Annotated in this window: 22 protein-coding genes; 8 read left to right on the top strand and 14 right to left on the bottom strand. The window is 66.5% G+C overall.

Features of this window, described 5'->3' with window-relative positions; all coding sequences use genetic code 11:
• Positions 1-15: 15 nt before the first annotated feature.
• Positions 16-651 (bottom strand): RNA polymerase sigma factor SigE, encoded by a 636-nt coding sequence (gene sigE, locus GXK59_RS03945; protein ID WP_160664545.1) that lies wholly within the window; start codon positions 649-651, stop codon positions 16-18.
• 316 nt (positions 652-967) lie between these two features.
• Here sigE and GXK59_RS03940 point away from each other — a divergent pair, with 316 nt between their 5' ends.
• Positions 968-1600: an O-methyltransferase gene (locus GXK59_RS03940; RefSeq protein ID WP_024365481.1), complete on the top strand. Its 633-nt coding sequence runs from the start codon at positions 968-970 to the stop codon at positions 1598-1600.
• A 143-nt stretch (positions 1601-1743) separates the two neighbouring features.
• Here GXK59_RS03940 and GXK59_RS03935 read toward each other — a convergent pair whose 3' ends face one another.
• The 4 genes from GXK59_RS03935 to GXK59_RS03920 all read right to left on the bottom strand — a co-directional run bounded on the left by GXK59_RS03935 (position 1744) and on the right by GXK59_RS03920 (position 4612).
• Positions 1744-1911, bottom strand: a complete 168-nt coding sequence (locus GXK59_RS03935; RefSeq protein ID WP_160664543.1) for a DUF3117 domain-containing protein — start codon at positions 1909-1911, stop codon at positions 1744-1746.
• Positions 1912-2143: 232 nt separating this feature from the next.
• Positions 2144-3385 (bottom strand): hypothetical protein, encoded by a 1242-nt coding sequence (locus GXK59_RS03930; protein WP_160668976.1) that lies wholly within the window; start codon positions 3383-3385, stop codon positions 2144-2146.
• 83 nt (positions 3386-3468) lie between these two features.
• The gene (locus tag GXK59_RS03925; protein ID WP_160664541.1) at positions 3469-3834 is read right to left on the bottom strand and encodes a DivIVA domain-containing protein; all 366 of its coding nucleotides are present in this window, start codon (positions 3832-3834) and stop codon (positions 3469-3471) included.
• Positions 3835-3877: 43 nt separating this feature from the next.
• A complete protein-coding gene (locus GXK59_RS03920; protein WP_443094303.1) occupies positions 3878-4612 on the bottom strand; it encodes a TIGR00730 family Rossman fold protein in 735 nt (244 codons plus the stop codon).
• Positions 4613-4992: 380 nt separating this feature from the next.
• Here GXK59_RS03920 and GXK59_RS03915 point away from each other — a divergent pair, with 380 nt between their 5' ends.
• From GXK59_RS03915 to GXK59_RS03900, 4 genes are all read left to right on the top strand, one after another.
• A complete protein-coding gene (locus GXK59_RS03915) occupies positions 4993-5748 on the top strand; it encodes an amino acid ABC transporter ATP-binding protein (protein ID WP_160664539.1) in 756 nt (251 codons plus the stop codon).
• Between the two features lie 61 nt (positions 5749-5809).
• Positions 5810-6691, top strand: a complete 882-nt coding sequence (locus tag GXK59_RS03910) for a glutamate ABC transporter substrate-binding protein (protein ID WP_160664537.1) — start codon at positions 5810-5812, stop codon at positions 6689-6691.
• Positions 6692-6789: 98 nt separating this feature from the next.
• The gene (locus GXK59_RS03905) at positions 6790-7440 is read left to right on the top strand and encodes an amino acid ABC transporter permease (protein WP_160664535.1); all 651 of its coding nucleotides are present in this window, start codon (positions 6790-6792) and stop codon (positions 7438-7440) included.
• Entirely contained in the window at positions 7437-8270 is an 834-nt protein-coding gene (locus tag GXK59_RS03900) for an amino acid ABC transporter permease (RefSeq protein WP_160664533.1), read from the top strand. The genes GXK59_RS03905 and GXK59_RS03900 overlap by 4 nt, the downstream gene beginning before the upstream one ends.
• A 143-nt stretch (positions 8271-8413) precedes the next feature.
• Here GXK59_RS03900 and dapE read toward each other — a convergent pair whose 3' ends face one another.
• Positions 8414-9562 (bottom strand): succinyl-diaminopimelate desuccinylase, encoded by a 1149-nt coding sequence (gene dapE / locus GXK59_RS03895; protein WP_237393778.1) that lies wholly within the window; start codon positions 9560-9562, stop codon positions 8414-8416.
• A gap of 110 nt (positions 9563-9672) precedes the next feature.
• Between dapE and dapD the strand changes: the two genes are divergently transcribed.
• Both dapD and GXK59_RS03885 read left to right on the top strand, forming a co-directional pair.
• Entirely contained in the window at positions 9673-10683 is a 1011-nt protein-coding gene (gene dapD / locus GXK59_RS03890) for a 2,3,4,5-tetrahydropyridine-2,6-dicarboxylate N-succinyltransferase (RefSeq protein ID WP_160664531.1), read from the top strand.
• A gap of 68 nt (positions 10684-10751) precedes the next feature.
• The gene (locus GXK59_RS03885; RefSeq protein ID WP_443094258.1) at positions 10752-11603 is read left to right on the top strand and encodes a hypothetical protein; all 852 of its coding nucleotides are present in this window, start codon (positions 10752-10754) and stop codon (positions 11601-11603) included.
• Positions 11604-11644: 41 nt separating this feature from the next.
• On the opposite strand, the gene GXK59_RS03880 is transcribed toward GXK59_RS03885, so the two are convergent.
• From GXK59_RS03880 to fdxA, 5 genes are all read right to left on the bottom strand, one after another.
• The gene (locus tag GXK59_RS03880) at positions 11645-12256 is read right to left on the bottom strand and encodes a hypothetical protein (RefSeq protein WP_160664529.1); all 612 of its coding nucleotides are present in this window, start codon (positions 12254-12256) and stop codon (positions 11645-11647) included.
• Positions 12257-12313: 57 nt separating this feature from the next.
• Positions 12314-12961 carry a TetR/AcrR family transcriptional regulator gene (locus GXK59_RS03875; protein WP_160664527.1) on the bottom strand — a complete coding sequence of 216 codons (648 nt, stop codon included), beginning with the start codon at positions 12959-12961 and terminating at the stop codon, positions 12314-12316.
• A 192-nt stretch (positions 12962-13153) separates the two neighbouring features.
• The gene (locus GXK59_RS03870; protein WP_160664525.1) at positions 13154-14437 is read right to left on the bottom strand and encodes a citrate synthase; all 1284 of its coding nucleotides are present in this window, start codon (positions 14435-14437) and stop codon (positions 13154-13156) included.
• 228 nt (positions 14438-14665) lie between these two features.
• Positions 14666-15814, bottom strand: coding sequence for a succinyldiaminopimelate transaminase (gene dapC, locus GXK59_RS03865; RefSeq protein ID WP_160664523.1), 1149 nt, complete (start codon positions 15812-15814; stop codon positions 14666-14668).
• A 12-nt stretch (positions 15815-15826) separates the two neighbouring features.
• Complete coding sequence (fdxA, locus tag GXK59_RS03860; RefSeq protein ID WP_056425597.1) at positions 15827-16153, bottom strand: ferredoxin; 327 nt, start codon at positions 16151-16153, stop codon at positions 15827-15829.
• 167 nt (positions 16154-16320) lie between these two features.
• Between fdxA and GXK59_RS03855 the strand changes: the two genes are divergently transcribed.
• Entirely contained in the window at positions 16321-16572 is a 252-nt protein-coding gene (locus tag GXK59_RS03855; RefSeq protein ID WP_237393777.1) for a putative acetyltransferase, read from the top strand.
• Positions 16573-16830: 258 nt separating this feature from the next.
• Here GXK59_RS03855 and GXK59_RS03850 read toward each other — a convergent pair whose 3' ends face one another.
• From GXK59_RS03850 to typA, 3 genes are all read right to left on the bottom strand, one after another.
• The gene (locus tag GXK59_RS03850; protein WP_160664521.1) at positions 16831-17640 is read right to left on the bottom strand and encodes a type IV toxin-antitoxin system AbiEi family antitoxin domain-containing protein; all 810 of its coding nucleotides are present in this window, start codon (positions 17638-17640) and stop codon (positions 16831-16833) included.
• Positions 17641-17921: 281 nt separating this feature from the next.
• Positions 17922-18278: a hypothetical protein gene (locus GXK59_RS03845; RefSeq protein WP_160664519.1), complete on the bottom strand. Its 357-nt coding sequence runs from the start codon at positions 18276-18278 to the stop codon at positions 17922-17924.
• Between the two features lie 55 nt (positions 18279-18333).
• Positions 18334-20262 (bottom strand): translational GTPase TypA, encoded by a 1929-nt coding sequence (typA, locus tag GXK59_RS03840; RefSeq protein ID WP_160664517.1) that lies wholly within the window; start codon positions 20260-20262, stop codon positions 18334-18336.
• Positions 20263-20404: the final 142 nt, after the last annotated feature.

Here is a 20404-nt window from a genome sequence, read left to right as displayed (position 1 = left end):
GACGCATCGCCTGGTTCAGAGGAGACCGGCGATACGCGGCATCTTCAGCCGCGGCTTCAGCGACGCCTTGGCGGACTGCGGCGGACGGGGGTCACGGTGTGCGAGTTTGTCCCGCAGCATGGTCCGGCCGCGGTGGATCCTGGAGCGGACAGTCCCGAGCTTGATGCCCAGGGCGACGGCGACCTCGTCGTAGGACAGCCCTTCAAGGTCGCAGAGGACGACGGCGGCGCGGAAATCGGGGGGAAGTTCCTCCAAGGCGGCCTGCACATCGATGTCAAGGTTGTTGAACTCGAAGCTCTGTTCCGGCCCCGGCTCGCGTCCGGGCAAGCGGGATTCGGCGTCATCGGCCAGTGCGTCGAAGCGGATCCGGCTCTTGCGCCGCGCCTGGTCCAGGAAGAGGTTCGTGGTGATCCGGTGCAGCCATCCGTCCAGGGTGCCCGGCTTGAAGTTCTCCAGCGAGCGGAAGACACGCACAAAGACTTCCTGGGTGAGGTCCTCGGCGTCGTACTTGTTGCCGGTAAGGCGGTACGCGAGGCGGTACACCTTCGCGGAGTGGTTGGTCACCACTTCCTCCCAGGTGGGCCGGACCCATTCGGCTTCCGCCGCGGGCCGGGACTCTTCAGTTGCAGGGACAGCTGCCACTACCGACATTGTCCGCTCCCCTCGTGGATGGTGCTTACGCCGTGGACGGTGCTTGCGGCTGCAAGCTCCTGCATCCTTGATTCGGCGCCGATCACCACGCGGATGAGCGGATAACCATCATTTCAAAACAAACTGGGAATTTCCTGACGCCGGCGCCCCTTCCGCCCACGGCTGAAAGCAGCGGCCGGCACCGTCGCGTCACGGGCCGGACCAGCGGCTGCGGGTAAGCACTGTGACCGCCACAGCGGGGGCGCCTCCCTGCCGGGTCCCACCTGACACAGTACGCTGGAGTGAACAATCCCCTGCCGCCCAGAAAGCGAATTCCATGAGCGCCGATAAGTCCACGAGCTGGTCCTACGCAGAAGATCTGCCTGCCGAGGATGAGGTCATGCTGCACGCGCGCGAACGGTCCTTCGAGCTGGGCGTCACCCCGGTCGGCCCCGGCGTCGGGGCGGTCCTGACTGTCCTGGCCGCCGCGTCAAAGGCCCAGACGGCGGTCGAAATCGGCACCGGCGCGGGCGTCTCCGGCGTCTGCATCCTGCGCGGACTGGGTCCGCACGCGGTGCTGACCACTATCGACGTCGACGTCGAGCACCTCAAAGCCGCCCGGGAGGCGTTCCAGGAGGCCGGGAGCCCGGCCAACCGGACGCGGACCATTTCCGGCCGGGCCCGCGACGTCCTCCCCCGGCTGACGGACAGCGCCTACGACCTTGTCTTCATCGACGCGGACAAGCCGAACTACCCCGGCTATGTGGAACAGGCCATCCGGCTGCTCAAGTCCGGCGGCCTGCTGATCGTCAACGATGCGCTGGACAAGGACCGCGTCGCCAACCCGGCCGCGCGTGAGGCCACCACCGTGGTCCTCCGCCAGGTGGGCAAGTCCATCCGGGAAGACGACCGCCTCGCGTCGGCCATGCTGCCCACCGGCGACGGCCTGCTGGTCGCCGTCAAGAAGTAGCAGTCAAGAAATAGCAGTCAAGAAATAGCAGGCGACAGGTAGCCGCCATCCGGTGGCGGGCAATTCCGCCGTTCACACGACGGCGGGCGGGGTCCGCAGCCACCCGGCTGCGGACCCCGCCCGCTGTAAAAAAATCAGTGAAGCTATTCGGTAACGCCGACGAGGCATTCCTTCAAGTTGGCAGCTTCGGCGGAGTTGAGTTCGACCACGAGCCGTCCGCCGCCCTCGAGCGGCACACGCATGATCAAGCTTCGTCCTTCTTTGGTAACTTCCATCGGGCCGTCGCCGGTGCGTGGTTTCATAGCCGCCATAAGGAATATCCCCTCCATTAGTCCAGTGACATACCAGCCCGGCCGGGCTGCGTCCGCTTAGTCAATCAAGCTGCCCGGCGGCCGTGATGGGTGCCATCAGGGCCATGTACTCAGTTTGCTTCTTGTCCTTGCTTACCAACTATTATCGCGTAACAACGCGGCTGTAGCTAATCGTTGGACTTTCCGACGCGCCGCACCGCGCGGCGCCGGCAGCCGCTAAAGGTGTCGCACGTCACGGCGGATAGTCCCCTCCGCCGGGCAGCGGGGCCCAGGCCCAGAGCCACACTATCCAGACAATCTGCAGCAGCAGGAACATGATGACCACGCTGCCGCGGTAGGCGCGGGACCGGGAGACGAGGGCCGCGCTGAGGGCCAGCGGGAAGAGCGGCAGCAGCATCCGGAACGTGCTCGTCTGGGGGTGCAGGAAAATCAGCAGGTAGCCCATGTAGCAGGCACACCACAGCCGCAGTTCCGTGCCCAGTGCCCGCACGGGGCGGCACATCATGGCCGCGGCGAACAGCGCAACGAAAACGAAAGGCGCCAGCACCCCCAGGACCGGGCCGAAGAGCAGGATGCCGGTGTCGAACCAGGGTTTGAACGGCACCAGGTCATGGCCGCGCCAGACAGTTTCAGTCTTGGTGTAGGCCTGGATGTCGCCGGTGACGGCCCAGGCGATCGCGGGCCACAGGAGGGCGCCGATGCCGCTGACCGCCGTCAGGCCGGCGAGCGACCACAGCTGCGGCACGCTGTGCGGCGCGTCCCGGGACCGCCCGGCTTCCGCCGCCGAGTAGTGCTGCCATACCCGGTGGAGGAACAGCAGGCCGATCATTGCTGCGAACGGCACGCCGGTGGGCCGGGACAGGCACATCAGCACGACGGCGGGCATGGCCCACAGGTAACGGCGTTCCATCACCAGCAGCAGGGCCGTGGCCAGCAAGAGCAGGTTCAGCGACTCGGCGTAGGGGACCTGGAGCACCGCCGAGACCGGAAAGGTGGACACGAACACCGTTCCCCAGAGCGCCGCGGTGCGGTGTGATGCCCTGAGCCGGAAGAGTTTGTAGATGACCAGGGCCGCGCCCAGACCGCTCACCATGGCGATCATTGTCAGCGCGGACGCCGGAGACACTCCCGCCAGCCCGGCGACCACCCGGCCCAGCATGGGAAAGAGTGCGTAGAAGGCCCAGGCATTCTCCTGGACGTTTCCGGCGCCGTCGGTCGGGAGGACGGCCGGGTAGCCGTTCTGGAGGGCCTCGCCGTACCACCGGGCATCCCAGATGTTGACGAAGGACCAGTAGTCCGGTTTGGCGGGAAACCAGGGGTTGACGCCCTGATGGAGGGCGGCGGCCATGAAGATGCAAGCGCTGACGAGCCGGGCGGCGAGGTAGAGTCCGCCCACCTGGACCCACCATGGCCAGCGCGCCGTCAGGGCGACGGCCGCGGCGACGCCGCTCCGGGCCGCACCGCCCGGGCCCAGCGGCCCGCGGCTCCCGGCGCCGAACTCCGTGCCGGCGCGGCTGTACCCCTGTTCCGGCGCCGGGGCCTTGGGCGGTTCACTGCTCACGGAGCCTGCTCCGGTTCCTGCCGGAGGCGCTCCAGTTCGGCCGCAAGGTCCGCGATCTTTCCGTCCTTGGCGGCGAGCTGTTCCCGCAATTCGTCCAGCACCTGGTCCACCTGGTCCATCCGGTACCCCCGCAGGCCCACAGCGAAACGGAGGCGGTCGACGTCGGACGGTTCCACCTCGGCCGGCAGCAGTACGGGCGGGAGGTTGGCGACCGGCTGGTCGAAGCCGTCGTCAAGGGCCCGCAGGCCGCCGTCGTCGTCCGCCCCGCGTCGGCCGTGGAAGATTTTCGACGCCCTGCCGGTGCCGAGGAGGAAAGCGGCGCCGGCCAGCGCGATCGCAAGGAAGACCAGGAAGAAACTCACTCCCCCATCGTGCCAGACGGGGGCGGGTCCGACGTGTGGCCTGTCAGCCGCGCGTCCCGCCCGTGCTTGAGGTGCCGGACCCGTTCCCGGCCCCGCTGCCGTTGGGGTTCCGGTGCCGGGCGGCGCCTTCCACCACGAGTTCCACCGCGAGCGCCGGATCGTCCACTACCTGCAGCAGGTCCAGGTCTTCCTCCGACATCATTCCCTCGGACACCAGGGTGGTCTGGATCCATTCGATCATCGGGCTCCAGAACGCTGTCCCGATCAGGACAATCGGGAAGGAGGTCACCTTCCGGGTCTGGACGAGGACCATCGCTTCGAACAGTTCGTCCAGGGTTCCGAGGCCGCCCGGCAGGACGATGAACCCCTGGGCGTACTTCACGAACATGGTCTTGCGGGCGAAGAAATACCTGAAGTTGATGCCCAGGTCCACCCACTGGTTCATCCCCTGTTCGAAGGGCAACTCGATGCCGAGTCCCACGGATACCCCGTTGCCCTGCACGGCGCCCTTGTTGGCTGCCTCCATCGAGCCGGGCCCGCCGCCGGTGATCACTGCCAGCCCGGCTTCGGCCAGTTGGCGCCCCACCTCGACGGCGAGCTCGTAGTTCAGGCTGCCGGGCAGCGTCCGGGCCGAGCCGAAAACGCTGACCGCCGGGCCGAGGTCGGCCAGCGCGCCGAACCCTTCCACGAACTCACTCTGGATCCTCAGGACGCGCCACGGGTCGGTGTGGACGAACTGGCCGGGTCCCTTCGTGTCCAGGAGGGTGCGGTCCGACATCGTGACTTTGGCGGCCTTGCGCCGCAACTCCAGCGGACCTTTGTGCCGGATCCCCGCCGGCGGCGGCGGTGTATCGCGGGATTCGGCGGCTGTCTTAGCGGCTGTCTTAGCGGCGGCCTGTCCGGATGTCTGTCCGGCTGCGGCCGGCTCTCCGTGGTGCTGCGGATCGGTACTCATGCCCACAGGTTAGCGCGGATGCCCGCCTGCACCCGTCCGGCGCCACGGACGCGGTGGTGCCCGCGGCAGATACCCCGGGCCGCCCCGCAGGTTACCGGAGGTTGCCTCAACCAGCCTGACCTGCAGGTATCTCTTGAATCACGATCTGTAGGAAGTCGGAGTGATTGCGGTCATAAGGGGCGGATGTTCGCTAGATTCTTCTTATGACTACTCAAGTGCCCGGCGATGCCCTCGTCTCCCTGAATGCCGTCAACAAGCATTACGGCCAGTTGCACGTCCTGAAGGACATCAACTTGAATGTCCGCAAGGGCGAGGTCGTTGTTGTCATCGGACCGTCGGGTTCCGGCAAGTCAACGCTGTGCCGTGCCATCAACCGCCTCGAGACGATCGACGACGGCGCCATCAAGATCGACGGCAAGGAACTGCCGGAAGAGGGCAAGGAACTCGCCAAGCTGCGGGCCGACGTCGGCATGGTCTTCCAGTCGTTCAACCTGTTCGCCCACAAGACGATTCTTGAGAACGTCACGCTCGGGCCCATCAAGGTCAAGGGCATCTCCAAGACCGAAGCCGACAAAGATGCCATGGCCCTGCTGGAGCGCGTCGGGGTCGGACACCAGGCCCCCAAGCTTCCCGCCCAACTCTCCGGTGGCCAGCAGCAGCGCGTCGCGATCGCACGGGCCCTGGCCATGAAGCCCAAGGTCATGCTCTTCGATGAGCCCACCTCCGCCCTGGACCCGGAAATGATCAACGAAGTCCTCGACGTCATGATCCAGCTGGCCAAGGAGGGCATGACCATGATCGTGGTCACCCACGAAATGGGCTTCGCCCGCAAGGCCGCCGACCGCGTCGTCTTTATGGCCGACGGCCAGATCGTGGAGGACGCCACCCCCGAAGAGTTCTTCACCAACCCCAAGAGCAGCCGCGCCAAGGACTTCCTTTCCAAGCTGCTGACCCACTGATCCCTGACGAGTTCGCACCCCGGCCGCCGCAAGGCGGCCGACCAATGAAAGGTATGTCACCATGGAATTTTTGACCCGAAGGAAATCCCTTCTGGTAGCCGCCTCCGCAGCCCTGGCCCTGAGCCTGAGCGCCTGCGGCGGCAGCACCAGCACCACGTCCAACCCGCCCGTGGCCGAGAAGCCGAGCTTCGCTGCCGATACGACCATGGCCAAGCTTTCATCCGCCGGCAAGATCGTCATCGGCACCAAGTTCGACCAGCCGCTGTTCGGCCAGAAGGGCCTCGACGGGAAGCCGGTCGGCTTCGACGTCGAAATGGGCAAACTGATTGCCGGCAAGCTGGGCATCCCCGCCGACAAGATCGAGTGGAAAGAAACGGTTTCCGCAAACCGTGAGCAGTTCATCAAGAACGGCGACGTCGACATCATCGTCGCCACCTACACGATTAACGACAAGCGCAAGACCGAAGTCGACTTCGCCGGCCCGTACTACGAAGCAGGCCAGGCACTCATGGTGAACAAGGACAACACGTCCATCACCAAGCCCGAAGACGTCAAGGGCAAGAACGTCTGCTCCGTGACCGGTTCCACGCCTGCCGCCACGATCGTGGAGAAGTACGGAGCAGTCCTGGTTCCGGCCGCCACCTACTCCGCCTGCCTGGAGCCGCTGCGCAACAAGCAGGTTGAAGCGATCACCACCGACAACGTCATTCTTGCCGGCTTCGTCGCCAAGGAGCCGGAAGCCTTCAAGCTGGCCTCCGACCAGACGTTCACCAAGGAGCCCTACGGCATCGGCCTGAAGAAGAACGACACCGCCTTCCGCATGTGGATCAACGACCAGCTGGAGGCCTTCGCCAAGGACGGTTCCTACAAGAAGGCCTGGGAAGCCACCGCCGGCACGGTCATCAAGACCGCACCCGAACTTCCCGCGATCAACCGCTACTAGCCAGGTGTGGCGGTTGCCGGGGCACGCGCCCGCCGCGGACCCGGCAACCGCCGCTCCCGCCTCCCGCCCTATCCCCCTCAAGGCAGCCTAAGGAACCTATGGACGTCATCATTGAAAACCTTCCCGCGTATGTGGACGGTTTTCTCAGAACCCTTTTCCTGTCCGTGGTCTCGGGGATCATCGCACTGATTTTTGGCACCCTGCTCGCGGCAGCCCGGGTCTCGCCCATCGCCGCCCTGCGCGGCTTCAGCATGACGTACGTGGAGATTGTCCGGAACACTCCGCTGACCATTGCCTTCTTCTTCGCTGCCGTGGTCCTGCCCCGGCTTGGGGTGACGTTCCAGCAGTTTGAAGTCGCCGCCATCATCGCCCTGAGCGCCTACACCTCGGCCTTCATCGCCGAAGCGGTCCGCTCCGGTGTCAACAGCGTCCCGGTCGGCCAGGCCGAGGCCGCGCGCAGCATCGGCATGAAGTTCAGCCAGGTCCTCAGCCTGATCATCCTGCCGCAGGCCCTGCGCACGGTGATCCCGCCCATGATCAACATCCTCATCGCCCTGGTCAAGAACTCCTCGGTCGCCGGCGCGTTCTACGTGCTGGAACTCTTCGGCTACGGCCGCCAGCTCGCGAACGCCAACGGCGACGCCGTGCTGTGGGTCCTCGTCGGCGTCGCCTTCTTCTACCTGCTGATAACCGTCCCGCTTGGCTATGTGGCCACTCTGGTTGAACGAAAGGTGGCGATCTCCCGATGAGCTCGGTCCTGTACGACGTCCCCGGCCCCAAGGCCCGCCGCGTGTCCCTGATTGGCTCCATCGTCGGTGGTGTCGCAATTGCCGGCCTGCTCTGGTGGGCCATCACCGTCCTGGCCCAGCAGGGCATCTTCGAGGCGCAACGCTGGGCCGTGTTCCAGATCCCCGACGTCTGGGTGCTGATCGGCAACGGTATCCTCGCCACCCTCTCCGCGGCGGCAGTCGCTGCCGTCATCGCCTTCCCGCTGGGCCTGGTGCTCTGCCTGATGCGGATCTCCGATGTTGCCTGGATCCGGATCCCCACCCGGATCGTGCTGGAATTCCTGCGCGGCATGCCGGTAGTCCTGATGATGTTCTTTGTCCTGCTGGTCTTCGCGACGGGCTCGTTCACCGCCGTCGTGGCGGGCCTGGTGCTGTACAACTCGGCGATTTTCGCCGAGATCATCCGCGCCGGTATCCAGTCCCTGCCAAAAGGCCAGCGTGAGGCCGGTCTCGCAATCGGCCTCACCAGCTTCGCTTCGCGGCGCAGCATCGAACTGCCCCAGGCCATCCGGCGCATGCTGCCGTCCCTCGTGGCGCAGCTCGTGGTGTTGCTGAAGGACACCTCGCTGGGCTACATCGTGTCCTACGAGGAACTGCTGCGCAAAGTGCAGATCATGGCCGACTTCCTGGGCCCGGCTTACCTGTTCCCGGTGTTCTTCGTGGCGGCTGCCATCTACATCGCCATCAACTTCTCCGTCTCCCGCCTCGCGATCTGGATCGAGAAGCGCGGCTCCAAGAAGGCCGCCGGCGGCGTGGCGCACGTGCCCGTCGCCGGGATCCCGGCCAAGTAGTCCCCCGGCCCGGCGGCCTGCTCCAGGGGCGCGCTGCCCGCACACGAACGGTCCGGAACCCCGCGCGGGGTTCCGGACCGTTTGTGTGTTGCCGCTTGTTCCCGTGCCTGTTCGTGCGCGTCTTCCCGTGCAGGTCCCTGGCCTTACGCCGTGAGCCAGCTCCGCAGTGCCCGCAGGCATTCGCGGATCGCATCCGCCTCGACGTGTTCGTTGTCCTTGTGCGCCAGCAGCGCGTCGCCGGGCCCGAAGTTCACCGCCGGGATACCGAGCTCGCTGAAGCGCGCGACGTCGGTCCAGCCGTATTTCGGCTTTGGCGTGCCGCCGACGGCGGCGACAAAGGACGCGGCGGCGGGGTGGTTGAGTCCCGGCCGGGCGCCGGCGGCGGCGTCCGTGCGGACGACGTCGAATCCCTCCAGCAGCTCCTGGACATGCTGCTCTGCCTCGTCCGGGGATTTGTCCGGGGCGAACCGGTAGTTGATTTCCACGACGCACCGGTCCGGAATGACATTGCCGGCCGTCCCGCCGTTGACCTTCACGGCGTTGAGGCTCTCCCGGTAGTCCAGGCCATCCACGTTGACGGTCCGGGGCTCGTAGGCGGCCAGCCGGGCCAGGATCGGGGCAGCGGCGTGGATCGCGTTGCTGCCCATCCAGGCCCGGGCGGAATGAGCGGTTTCGCCACGGGTTGTCGCTTCGAAGCGGATCGTGCCGTTGCACCCGCCCTCCACGGTCCCGTCCGTGGGTTCCAGCAGGATCGCGAAGTCCCCGCCCAGCAGGTGGCCGTGGTTCCGGACCAGCCGGCCGAGCCCGCTCTTGACGGCCTCGACTTCCTCATGGTCGTAGAAGACAAACGTGACGTCCTTGTCCGGCTCCGCGCCGCCGTCGAACAGTCCTGCAGCCAGCGCCAGCTGAACCGCGACGCCGCCCTTCATGTCGGTGGCGCCGCGGCCGTAGAGGACCCCCTCGCCGGGTGCACCCGACGGCCAGTACGACGGGACGGTCCCGAGGGAGCCATCCGTGGTCGGCAGGGGCACCGTGTCCAGGTGCCCGGCCAGGATGACCCGCTCGGCGCGGCCCAGGTTGGTGCGGGCGATGATGGAATCGCCGTCGCGGACCAGTTCCAGCTGCGGGATGGAGCGGAGGGCATGCTCTACGGCGTCGGTCAGCTCCCCCTCCTCCCCGGAGACACTGTAAATGTCGATAAGCCGGGCGGTCAGCAGTGCCACGTCCTGGTGCAGGTCCAGGCGGGCAGGGGGGCGGGCGTTCGGGTGCGTATTCAAGTCCGGGGCAGTCACCGTCCCACTTTATCCGCTGGCCTCCCCGCGCCCCTCCCATCCGACAGGTGCGGGTTACTTGGGCTGTCACGGGTTTCGGGGAGGGCGGGCGCCGTCTATAGACTTGGGGCATGACTGAAACCGCTTCTTCCGCTGCGCCCGCAGACGCCCGCTCCGCCTATGGTTATGGCGTAGCCACGATCGCCACCGGCAACGGTGAAGCCACCGTGCTGGACGTCTGGTTCCCGGCACCGGCCCTCGGAACAGCGACGGAAAGCCTCCGCGATGTGGCCAACGCGGACCAGTCGCTGCTCGACATCGCCGCGACCGGGGCCGACGCCGACCGCGGCACCGAACAGAAAGTCGTGTTCGCCCAGATCCACCTCGACGAGGCGCCCGCCGACACCGCCGACGCCTACCTGCGCCTGCACCTGCTCTCCCACCGCCTGGTCCAGCCGAACACCATTAACCTGGACGGTATCTTCGGGAAGCTGCCCAACGTGGTGTGGACCAACTTCGGACCCGCCGCCGTCGAGGGCTTCGAACTGACCCGTGCCCGGCTGCGCAAACGCGGCGCAGTCACCGTCTACGGCGTGGACAAGTTCCCCCGCATGGTCGACTACGTCATCCCCTCCGGCGTACGCATTGCCGACGCCGACCGCGTCCGCCTCGGCGCGCACCTGGCCGAGGGCACCACGGTCATGCACGAGGGCTTCGTCAACTTCAACGCCGGCACCCTGGGCACGTCCATGGTGGAAGGCCGCATCTCGGCCGGTGTAGTCACCGGTGACGGGTCCGACGTCGGCGGCGGCGCCTCGATCATGGGCACGCTGTCCGGCGGCGGCAAGGAAAAGATCTCCCTGGGCGAACGTGTGCTGCTCGGCGCCAACTCCGGAGTGGGCATCAGCATCGGCGACGACTCCGTCGTCGAGGCCGGCCTCTACGTCACGGCCGGAACCCGAGTCCGCGTGGTCGGGGCCAGGGACGCCGACGGCGAGGACACCAGCCAGATCGTCAAGGCCGTTGAGCTCTCCGGCGTCCCCAACCTGCTCTTCCGCCGCAACTCCTCCACCGGTGAAGTTGAAGTCCTCCCCCGCAAGGGGCAGACCGTGGAACTCAACGAGGCCCTGCACGCCAACTAAGGTGGAGTGCGGAAAGCCAACCGTCAGCAGAATGTACCGGCCCCGCACGGGCCTGAGGGAGTAGTTTCGTGGCACGCAGAGGCAGCTTGCGCCGTCGTCTTGTGCTGCTGCTGACCCTGGCCATGGTCGCGGGCGGGGTCTACACGGCGGTGGCGTTCGTGCAGCGGTCGGAAGTCCTCATTACCGAACGCTGCACGGCGGTGGGCGGCGGCAGCGCCGAACTTGCCACGGACCAGGCCGCCAATGCCGGACTCATTTCCGCCGTCGCCGTCCGGCGGGGGCTCCCGGCCCGGGCCGCCAGCATCGCGCTGGCCACCGCCATGCAGGAGTCCAAGATCCGGAATATTGGCCACGGGGACCAGGCCGGCCCGGACTCCCGCGGCCTCTTCCAGCAGCGCCCCTCGCAGGGCTGGGGCACCGCGGAACAGGTCATGGACCCGTACCACGCGAGCAACGCCTTCTATGATGCCCTCGTGAAGATCCCGGACTACCAGGCGCTGGATATCACGGTCGCCGCGCAGCGGGTCCAGCGCTCGGCCTACCCGGACGCCTACGCCGAGCACGAGGGGATGGCCCGTGCGTTCGCCTCCTCACTGACGGGCCACACCGCCGCGGGCCTCGACTGCACGCTGCGCGACCCCGACGCCGCGGGCGATACGGCCGCCGTGCAGGAGCGGCTGACCGCCGACTTTGGCAGCATTCCTGCCTCCACGGAGGGACGCAGCCTCGTGCTGGAAGCCGAGGGCACCCGGGCGTGGGCCGTCGCCCAGTGGGCGGTAGCCAACGCCAAGGCCCTCTCCGTCACGGAAGTCCAGGTCGACGGGCGCAGCTGGACACGGCAGGACCGCAACGGCTGGCAGCCCTCCGGGGCACCGGCGGGACAGGTCAGGGTCACCGTCGCCGAGGCCCCGGCGCAGTAAGCGGACCCCTACCGCCGGCTCCCGCCCGGGGCCGGCCGGACTCAGACCAGCAGGTCCACGACGGGCTGCACGTAGCTGCGGAACAGTTCCGGCTGGGACAGCAGATCCGAGCTCATGATGATCTTGTCGGGCTCCAGGTACCAGGCCCGCGGCTCGGCGAGGGGCAGTTCGATGATGGTCAGGGTGAAATCATTGGCAGCGCGGCCCACCTCGAGCAGCCGGTCGTCCACCATGTCCTGCAGCAGTTGCACCCCGCCGGCGGCTTCGCGCTCAGCCTCCAGCGCCAGGTACTCGCCGCGGCGTTCCCGGGCCCAGGTCAGCGCAGCACCGAAATGCGCCTGCAGCACCCGCCGGAGGGCGGGGGAATTGCCGAAGTCACGGAAGCCGGGCGGCCCCAGTTCCGGCGACATCTCGGGATGCGCCTTCAGGAGCTGCTCCCACCAGGCTTCCCACTCCGTCCTGAGCGCGCTGAGACCGCCCACCTCCGCAATGAGGTGCGAATGGTCCGCCGGCCGGATCTTCGGGGCCGCGTGGGACAGGGCCGGATGCCCCGCGCTGTCCAGGCCGGCGGCGTCACGAACGTACAGTGCAATGAGCATGGGACCCGAAGTGTCCATGGTGATCCGCCAGCCCGGCCCGCCTGTGTGGTGCATCCAATTGCCTCCTTGGCAAGACGTACGTCTCCAGTGTATTCCTCAAGTAATTGCGCGTTAATGGCTGCCGGCGTAGCTGCCCATTCCGGTGAGATGGGACTCCAGCACGTCGCTGCACATCTGGGCAGTCATCCATTCGGGCTGCAGCAGGGCGTGCATGGTGAGACCGTCCAGGGTGGCCAGCAGCCGCTCCGCCTCGGTGACCAGTCGCTGCTGGTCCATGGCCGCGCCTGTGTTGCCGGTGTCAGCCTGGCCCGCCAGTTCCATGACGAGCCGGCCTACGATCGCGGCCACGGCCCGGTGGCTCCGGTCGGCTTCCGGGGCGAGGAACGGCTTGGTCCTCGCCGCGTTCTTGAACGCCATCCAGACACAGGCGTCGACAGCGCGTTCCTCGTCCAGCGGCAGGAACTCGCCCAGCAGGGTTAACACGCCCTGGTGGTGTTCCGGGGTCCCCGGCCGGGTCCCGGCGAGGCGCTCGTCGGCGGACGCCAGCCTGCCCACGACCCGGTCCACAACCACCCCGAACGAATGGGCCAGGAGTTCGTCGCTGCTGGCGAAGTAGTGCCGGACGGATCCGACAGCCAGTTCCGCTTCCTCTGCGACTTCGCGCAGCGACGCCCGTTCAAGTCCATCGGCTGCGACGATCCGGAAGACCGCTTCGACCACTTCCTGGCGCCGGATTGCGGCGTCGACAAATTTGGGCATTAGTCTTTTTTAGCACGGATGTGCCCGCACGACGCCGGGGCACACCGGCAATCGGCCTCCCACCTCGGCCGATGGCCGCCACCGCCCCCATGGGCCGCATCCTGCGGAGAGAAAAATCCTCTGGAGAGAGAAAAACGACGCCGGCCGCTCACCTTGTGGGGTGAGCGGCCGGCGTCGTACTTCCTGAGTGCATTACACCGAGGGGTAGTTGCGCTCCGGCTCGCCGATGTAGAGCTGGCGCGGACGGCCGATCTTGGTGTTGGGGTCGCTGATCATTTCACGCCACTGCGCGATCCAGCCCGGAAGCCGGCCGATAGCGAAGAGTACGGTGAACATCTTCTCCGGGAAACCCATGGCCTTGTAAATCAGGCCGGTGTAGAAGTCCACGTTCGGGTAGAGCTTGCGCTGGATGAAGTAGTCATCGTTCAGGGCCTTCTCTTCGAGGCGCAGGGCGATCTCCAGGAGCTCGTCGTTGCCGCCGAGCTTGGTGAGAATCTCGTGGGCCGTGGCCTTGACGATCTTGGCGCGCGGGTCGTAGTTCTTGTAGACGCGGTGCCCGAAGCCCATGAGCCGGACGCCGTCTTCCTTGTTCTTGACCTTCTCCATGTAGTCCTCGGGCCTGGTGCCGTCGGCCTGGATCTGGCGCAGCATCTTCAGCACGGCCTCGTTGGCGCCGCCGTGGGCGGGGCCGAAGAGGGCGTTGATGCCGGCGGACACGGAGGCGAAGAGGTTCGCGTTGGAGGATCCGACCAGCCGGACCGTGGAGGTCGAGCAGTTCTGCTCGTGGTCGGCGTGCAGGATGAGGAGCAGGTCCAGCGCCTTGGCGACGACCGGGTCCACCTCGTACTGCTCGGCCGGCAGGCCGAAGCTCAGGCGGAGGAAGTTCTCCACGAGGTTGTGCGAGTTGTCCGGGTAGAGCATGGGCTGGCCGATGCTCTTCTTCAAGGCGTACGCGGCGATGACCGGCATCTTGGCCAGCAGGCGGTAGGTGGAGACCTCCACCTGCTCGGCGTTGAAGGGATCCAGCGAGTCCTGGTAGAACGTGGACAGCGCGGACACGGCCGAGGACAGCACCGGCATCGGGTGGGCGTCGCGCGGGAAGCCGCTGAAGAAGCCCTTCAGCTCTTCGTGCAGCAGGGTGTGGTGGCGGATCCGCTGGTCGAAGGCTTCCAGCTCAGTGGCGGTCGGCAGGTTGCCGTAGATCAGCAGGAAAGAAACTTCCAGGAAGCTCGAGTGCTGCGCGAGCTGCTCGATCGGGTAGCCACGGTACCGCAGGACACCGGCGTCGCCGTCGATGTAGGTGATGGCGGAGGTGGTTGCTGCGGTGTTCATGAATCCGGGGTCAAAGGCAACGGCACCGGTCTGCTTCAGCAGCTTGGAAACGTCGTAGCCTTCGTTTCCTTCTACAACCTTGATGCGCGGGAGTTCGAGCTCGCCGCCGGCATGGCGCAGGGTTGCGCTGGTGGTCTCAGTCATGGAGTCTCCTCTGAGGCATCGGGGCCTCTGTAGAAAGCTGGTCCAACTTCTGGTGAAGCCGCCCACGGAACCTGTTTTAGCTACAAATTCCAACGGCTGCGCTGCCTTCTTGTGGAAAGCCACCATTGATAGTCAGTTAAAAACTACCGGCAGATTCCGGGTGGCACTAATCCAAGGCCATCCGTAGCCGCCTAAAACACGCCGGTTGTGGCACGTGTCACAGCATTGTTACGGCCCCTTGGCCAGACGGGAGGCTGCAGCGTCGATCCGCTCATCGCTTGCCGTCAGCGCCACGCGGATGAATCCGCTGCCGGCGTCACCGTAAAACACGCCGGGGCCGACGACGATCCCGCGGTCCGCGAGCCGGCCGACCGTCTCCCAGGTGCCCTCGCCCGCAGTCGCCCACAGGTAAAGCCCGGCGTGGGATTCGTGGATGGTCAGCCCGAAGCGCTCCAGTGCCGGCACAATCCGTTCCCGGCGGCCGCGGTAGAGGTCCTTCTGCGCCTGCACGTGGGCATCGTCGCCGAGCGCGACGCGCATGGCTTCCTGGACCGGGTACGGAACAATCATGCCCGCGTGCTTGCGGCTGTTGACCAGGTTCGCCATGATGGCGGGGTCGCCGGCCACGAAGGCGGCGCGGTAGCCGGCCAGGTTGGACTGTTTGCTCAGTGAGTACACGGCCAGGAGGCCCTCATGGGACCCCTCTGCGACCTGCGGGTCCAGGATGCTGGGCACCGGCGCCCCGCCGCGCTGGACGTCCCATTCACCCCAGCCGAGCTCGGCATAGCACTCGTCCGAGGCCACGGCGGCGCCGAGCCCGCGGGCCTGCCGCACGATCCGGCGGAGCGATTCGGCGTCGCGGACGCTGCCGGTGGGGTTCGCCGGGGAATTGACCCACACGAGGCGCACCCTGGCACGCGTGGCGGCATCAAGCTCATCCAGGTCATCCGCGGCGATGTGCTCGGCACCGGCGAACGTGGCGCCGATGTCGTAGGTCGGGTAGGCGACCGTGGGGCGGACGACGACGTCGCCCGGCTTGAGCCCGAGCAGGAAGGGAAGCCAAGCCACCAGTTCCTTGGAGCCCACGGTGGGCATAATGTCCCGCGGATCCAGCCCGGGAACCCCGCGGCGTCGTTCAAACCAGGCCGCGATGGCTTCCCGGAGCCCGGCCGTGCCGTGGACCGTGGGGTAGCCGGGGGCGTTCGCCGCCGCGCGCAGGGCTTCCTGGACCACGTCGGGGGTGTCATCCACCGGGGTCCCGATGGACAGGTTGGCGACTCCCCCGGGGTGTTCGGCTGCCCTGGCGATGTACGGCGCCATGGCTTCCCACGGGTAGTCGGGCAGGCTGAGGCCGAAGCTGCGCAGCGCAGATGTCACCGACGCCCCGCCTTAGCTCTCTTGGTTCTGCGGCGGCAGGGCGGCGATCATCGGGTGGTCCGTGTGCGTATTGCCGACCTTGGCTGCCCCGCCCGGTGACCCCAGAACATCGAAGAACTCCACGTTGGCCTTGTAGTAGTCGGCCCATTCCTCCGGGGTGTCGTCCTCGTAGTAGATGGCTTCGACGGGGCAGACCGGCTCGCAGGCACCGCAGTCCACACACTCGTCGGGGTGGATGTACAGGGAACGCTCACCCTCGTAGATGCAGTCGACGGGGCACTCTTCAATACATGCCTTGTCTTTGACATCTACACACGGCTGCGCGATTACGTACGTCACGTCCCTGGCCTCTCCACGTTGGTTCCGGCGAAGGCCGGATAACTGCTCCCGGCCTGAGCGCCGGGCTGCTGACTTCTGAGCCTATTATCTCCCAGCCTATTCCCGCGAACCTAGCCGGGCGTCACACGGGGCGGAACTGTTGGGTCTCCCGGACCTAGGATGAACTGGTGAGTTCATCGAAGCCTTCGCCCCAAGAGTTCCTGGCTGCCGCCGCGCCTGGAACCCGGGTGGTGGTCAGATACCGGATTGAGGGCGGCCTCACGGACGCCCTGGGTGAGCTTGTGGCGCGCACCGCGGACACCTGCACCATCCGCACCCGCCGTTCCGACGTCGTGATCCCGCTGCCGCTGGTGGTCGCCGCCAAGCAGGTCCCGCCGCCCCCGCCCCGCCGCGGTCCCACTGGACACGCCCTCCCCTAGCCGCGCCCACGGGACATGCCCTCCCCTAGCCGTGACCAATGGACATATAGCCTCTATGTCCAATCCCGGCCGTGACTGGTGGACATGCCCAGCGGTCCCGTCGGCGAAAAGTGGACATGCTCTCCCCAGCCCGGCCGCCTGCGTTGGACATGTCCCTGACGCCCCCGCCGGCGAACACTGGGCATGTCCAGCGGGGGGCGGCGAAAGCCGCACATGCCCGGGAGAAGGAACGCTGGTTCCGAAAGGACATGTCCAGTCCTAGGCGGCAAGGGAGAGCCTCCTGAGGGCCTCTCGGACCATGACAATGAACTCATCGGGCCGGTTCAGAAGTAACGAATAGCTGACGACAAGGACCGGGATGCCGCGCCTGGTTGTCACGTTCCACCGGCGCCTGTCCTCCTCGAAGCTTGTCCGGTCCATATGGAAGCCCGCCCCGTCCGTCTCAATGCCGAGCCTGCCGTCGACCATGAGATCAATGTGGCCCATTCCGGGGATGTTGACCTGGGACTCCACGTGGAAGCCGGCCCTCCGCAACCAGTACCGGGCCATGCACTCGATGATTGACTGCGATTGCGGAACGATCCTGGCCACCAGCCTGCGTTCCCTCGCATCATTGCGGCCAGCCAGCCGCTGCCGCAGCAAGGGGAGCGGCAGGCCTTTGAGAGCGACGGCGGACTCGGCAATCACCAGGCCATCCAGATCCGGCAGGCATCGCAGGCTCTGTACGACTGTGTCCAGCAGGGTGGGCGGCGCAGCGGATCGGTGGCAGACGAATCCTCGGTAGGTACGGCTGTGGGTGACCGCAATGTGAGGTTGTGCAGGCGGCTCAAGAACCCAGAGACCCTGGAAGTGGGCCGCTGTGGCACACGCGGGCTCCGCCGGCAGCGACCGGATGGCGATGAGCCCGGCGTCGGCGTCGGCGACAGCGTAGACGCCGCGGGCCACCCGGGAGACAGCGCCCGAGGCCAGGGCCGACTTCAGCTGGAAGTCCGATACGCCGGCGGCAGCGAGGTGTTTGGCGCGCGCGACGCCGTCGTAGTTTGAAAGAACGTCGGTGATTTTGACCATGTGGACATCGTGGCTCCGGAAGACGCAGTCCAAACAGGGCCGTGTACCGCTATGTGCAAAAGGGCATGCCCCTCGTTGCGGGCCGGCCGGGGACATATTCCGCGGTCAGGACCGGGCAGGTCCCGAGATCAGGAACTGCGCATGTCCCCCGGAGTGGGCAGCGGAGGGACATAGTGCCGCTATGCCCACCCGCGGCCTCGAAGAATGAGCATGTCCCCTGCGGAGGGCGGGGACGAAGAATGGGCATGTCCCGCGGGGCGGGGAGCGCGAAGAACCTGCGCCTAGGCCTGGGCCGGCCGGTAGCGCCGGCACCAGGCCAGCATGCCGATGGTGACCACCGCGATGCCGTAGATCCAGAGATTGCCGGCCAGGTCACCGATGATCAGGCGCCTGCCGTTCTCCAGGGTGGACCACCAGCCGGCCAGCGCATAGCAGACGACGCCGCAGGCCGCCGTCGGAAGCACGGAACGGAACGTGGCGCCGAGCCACAGTTCGACGGCGCCCAGCAGCACCAGGGCGGCGGCGGCACCCCACGGCACCCCGACTCCGGCGACCAGGCTGTCCTGCCCGTGCAGGGCGGTACCCGCGAGGGCAACAAAAAGAGCTGCCGGCACGGCGGCGGCTATACCGCCTGCCATACCGGCAGCTCTCTTGTTCACAAATGATCCGTTGTTTCAGCGCAGAACGCTGGAACTAGACCTTCGCGCGGGCCCGGTTGGACTTGGCGCGCTGGTTGACGTCCAGGATGAGCTTCCGGATGCGGATGGATTCCGGGGTGACCTCGACGCACTCGTCTTCGCGGGCGAATTCGAGCGACTCTTCGAGGGTCAGGTCGCGCGGGGGCGTCAGGTTCTCGAAGGTGTCGGAGGAAGCGGCACGCATGTTGGTGAGCTTCTTTTCCTTGGTGATGTTGACGTCCATGTCATCGGCGCGGGAGTTCTCGCCGACGATCTGGCCCTCGTAGACCTCGGAGGTGGGCCGGACGAAGAAGGAACCGCGTTCCTGCAGGTTGATCATGGCGAACGGCGTCACAACACCGGCGCGGTCGGCGATCATCGAACCGTTGGTGCGGTATTCGATGGGGCCGGCCCACGGCTCGTAGCCCTCGGAGATGGAAGCTGCGATGCCGGCGCCGCGGGTGTCCGTGAGGAACTTGGTGCGGAACCCGATCAGGCCACGGGCCGGGACGATGAACTCCATGCGGCACCAGCCGGTGCCGTGGTTGGCCATGTTGGTCATGCGGCCCTTGCGGGCGGCCATGAGCTGCGTAACGGCGCCGAGGTACTCTTCCGGCACGTCGATGGTCATGTGCTCCATCGGCTCGTGGACCTTGCCGTCGACGAGCTTGGTGACAACCTGCGGCTTGCCGACGGTCAGCTCGAAGCCTTCACGGCGCATCTGCTCGACCAGGATGGCCAGCGCGAGCTCGCCACGTCCCTGGACTTCCCACGCATCCGGGCGCTCGGTCGGGAGCACCTTGATGGAGACGTTACCGATCAGTTCCTTGTCGAGGCGGTCCTTGACCTGGCGGGCCGTGACCTTGGCACCCTTGACCCGGCCGGCCAGCGGCGAGGTGTTGATACCGATGGTCATGGAGATGGCCGGATCGTCGACGGTGATCAGCGGCAGCGGCTGCGGGTTGTCGACGTCGGTCAGGGTCTCACCGATGGTGATTTCCTCAATACCGGCGACGGCGACGATCTCGCCGGGGCCTGCGGACTCGGTCGGGACGCGGTCCAGTGCCTTGGTGGCCAGCAGTTCGGTGATCTTGACGTTCTTCAGTTCGCCGTTGGCGCGTGCCCACGCAACGGTCTGGCCCTTGCGCAGGGTGCCGTTGTAGATACGCAGCAGTGCGAGGCGGCCGAGGAACGGCGAGGCATCCAGGTTGGTGACGTGCGCCTGGAGGACACCGTTGGGGTTGTAGGTCGGCGCGGGGATGTGCTCGATGATGGCCTTGAAGAGCGGCTCGAGGTCCTCGTTGTCGGGAGCCGAACCGTCGGCGGGCTGGTCGAGGGACGCGCGGCCGACCTTGGCGGCGGCGTAGACGACCGGGACGTTGAGGATCTTGTCCAGGTCCAGGTCCGGAACTTCGTCGGCGAGGTCGGAGGCCAGGCCCAGGAGCAGGTCCATGGACTCGTGGACAACTTCTTCGATCCGGGCGTCAGGACGGTCGGTCTTGTTGACCAGGAGGATCACCGGCAGGTGGGCGGCGAGGGCCTTACGGAGGACGAAGCGGGTCTGGGGCAGCGGGCCCTCAGAGGCGTCAACGAGGAGGACGACGCCGTCGACCATCGACAGGCCGCGCTCGACCTCGCCACCGAAGTCGGCGTGGCCGGGGGTGTCAATGACGTTGATGGTGATGGTCTCGCCCTTGGAGGACGGTCCGTTGTAGGCCACGGTGGTGTTCTTGGCCAGGATGGTGATGCCCTTTTCGCGCTCGAGGTCACCGGAGTCCATGACCCGGTCCTCAAGGTGGTTGTGCGCGGCAAAGGAGTTGGTCTGCTTGAGCATGGCGTCGACCAGAGTGGTCTTGCCGTGGTCAACGTGGGCCACGATCGCGACGTTGCGCAGGTCACTGCGCGATGCAGTGGCTACCGCGGTGTTGGTGGTGGTTTCAGACATGCGTTATTGCTCGATTCAGTGGTGAAGTCAGCTGTTGTATCGCGACATTTCCAACCGGAACGCACGACGGATACGCCCCTTTGGCACAGGGCACCTTCATCCATTCTAAACGCTTGTGCATTTATTGGCCTAAAATCCGTCA

The organism is Pseudarthrobacter sp. ATCC 49987, assembly GCF_009928425.1.
Taxonomy (GTDB): domain Bacteria; phylum Actinomycetota; class Actinomycetes; order Actinomycetales; family Micrococcaceae; genus Arthrobacter.
The sequence above is the reverse complement of the archived record's forward strand: the minus strand, read 5'-3'. Positions and strand labels throughout refer to the sequence as shown.

Excerpts from the sequence above, each read along its gene's own strand:
- sigE (WP_160664545.1), bottom strand. The coding sequence starts at position 651 with ATGTCGGTAGTGGCAGCTGTCCCTGCAACTGAAGAGTCCCGGCCCGCG.
- GXK59_RS03940 (WP_024365481.1), top strand. The coding sequence starts at position 968 with ATGAGCGCCGATAAGTCCACGAGCTGGTCCTACGCAGAAGATCTGCCT.
- GXK59_RS03935 (WP_160664543.1), bottom strand. The coding sequence starts at position 1,911 with ATGGCGGCTATGAAACCACGCACCGGCGACGGCCCGATGGAAGTTACC.
- GXK59_RS03920 (WP_443094303.1), bottom strand. The coding sequence starts at position 4,612 with ATGTCGGACCGCACCCTCCTGGACACGAAGGGACCCGGCCAGTTCGTC.
- GXK59_RS03915 (WP_160664539.1), top strand. The coding sequence starts at position 4,993 with ATGACTACTCAAGTGCCCGGCGATGCCCTCGTCTCCCTGAATGCCGTC.
- GXK59_RS03910 (WP_160664537.1), top strand. The coding sequence starts at position 5,810 with ATGGAATTTTTGACCCGAAGGAAATCCCTTCTGGTAGCCGCCTCCGCA.
- GXK59_RS03905 (WP_160664535.1), top strand. The coding sequence starts at position 6,790 with ATGGACGTCATCATTGAAAACCTTCCCGCGTATGTGGACGGTTTTCTC.
- GXK59_RS03900 (WP_160664533.1), top strand. The coding sequence starts at position 7,437 with ATGAGCTCGGTCCTGTACGACGTCCCCGGCCCCAAGGCCCGCCGCGTG.
- dapD (WP_160664531.1), top strand. The coding sequence starts at position 9,673 with ATGACTGAAACCGCTTCTTCCGCTGCGCCCGCAGACGCCCGCTCCGCC.
- GXK59_RS03880 (WP_160664529.1), bottom strand. The coding sequence starts at position 12,256 with ATGCACCACACAGGCGGGCCGGGCTGGCGGATCACCATGGACACTTCG.
- GXK59_RS03875 (WP_160664527.1), bottom strand. The coding sequence starts at position 12,961 with ATGCCCAAATTTGTCGACGCCGCAATCCGGCGCCAGGAAGTGGTCGAA.
- GXK59_RS03870 (WP_160664525.1), bottom strand. The coding sequence starts at position 14,437 with ATGACTGAGACCACCAGCGCAACCCTGCGCCATGCCGGCGGCGAGCTC.
- GXK59_RS03850 (WP_160664521.1), bottom strand. The coding sequence starts at position 17,640 with ATGGTCAAAATCACCGACGTTCTTTCAAACTACGACGGCGTCGCGCGC.
- GXK59_RS03845 (WP_160664519.1), bottom strand. The coding sequence starts at position 18,278 with ATGGCAGGCGGTATAGCCGCCGCCGTGCCGGCAGCTCTTTTTGTTGCC.
- typA (WP_160664517.1), bottom strand. The coding sequence starts at position 20,262 with ATGTCTGAAACCACCACCAACACCGCGGTAGCCACTGCATCGCGCAGT.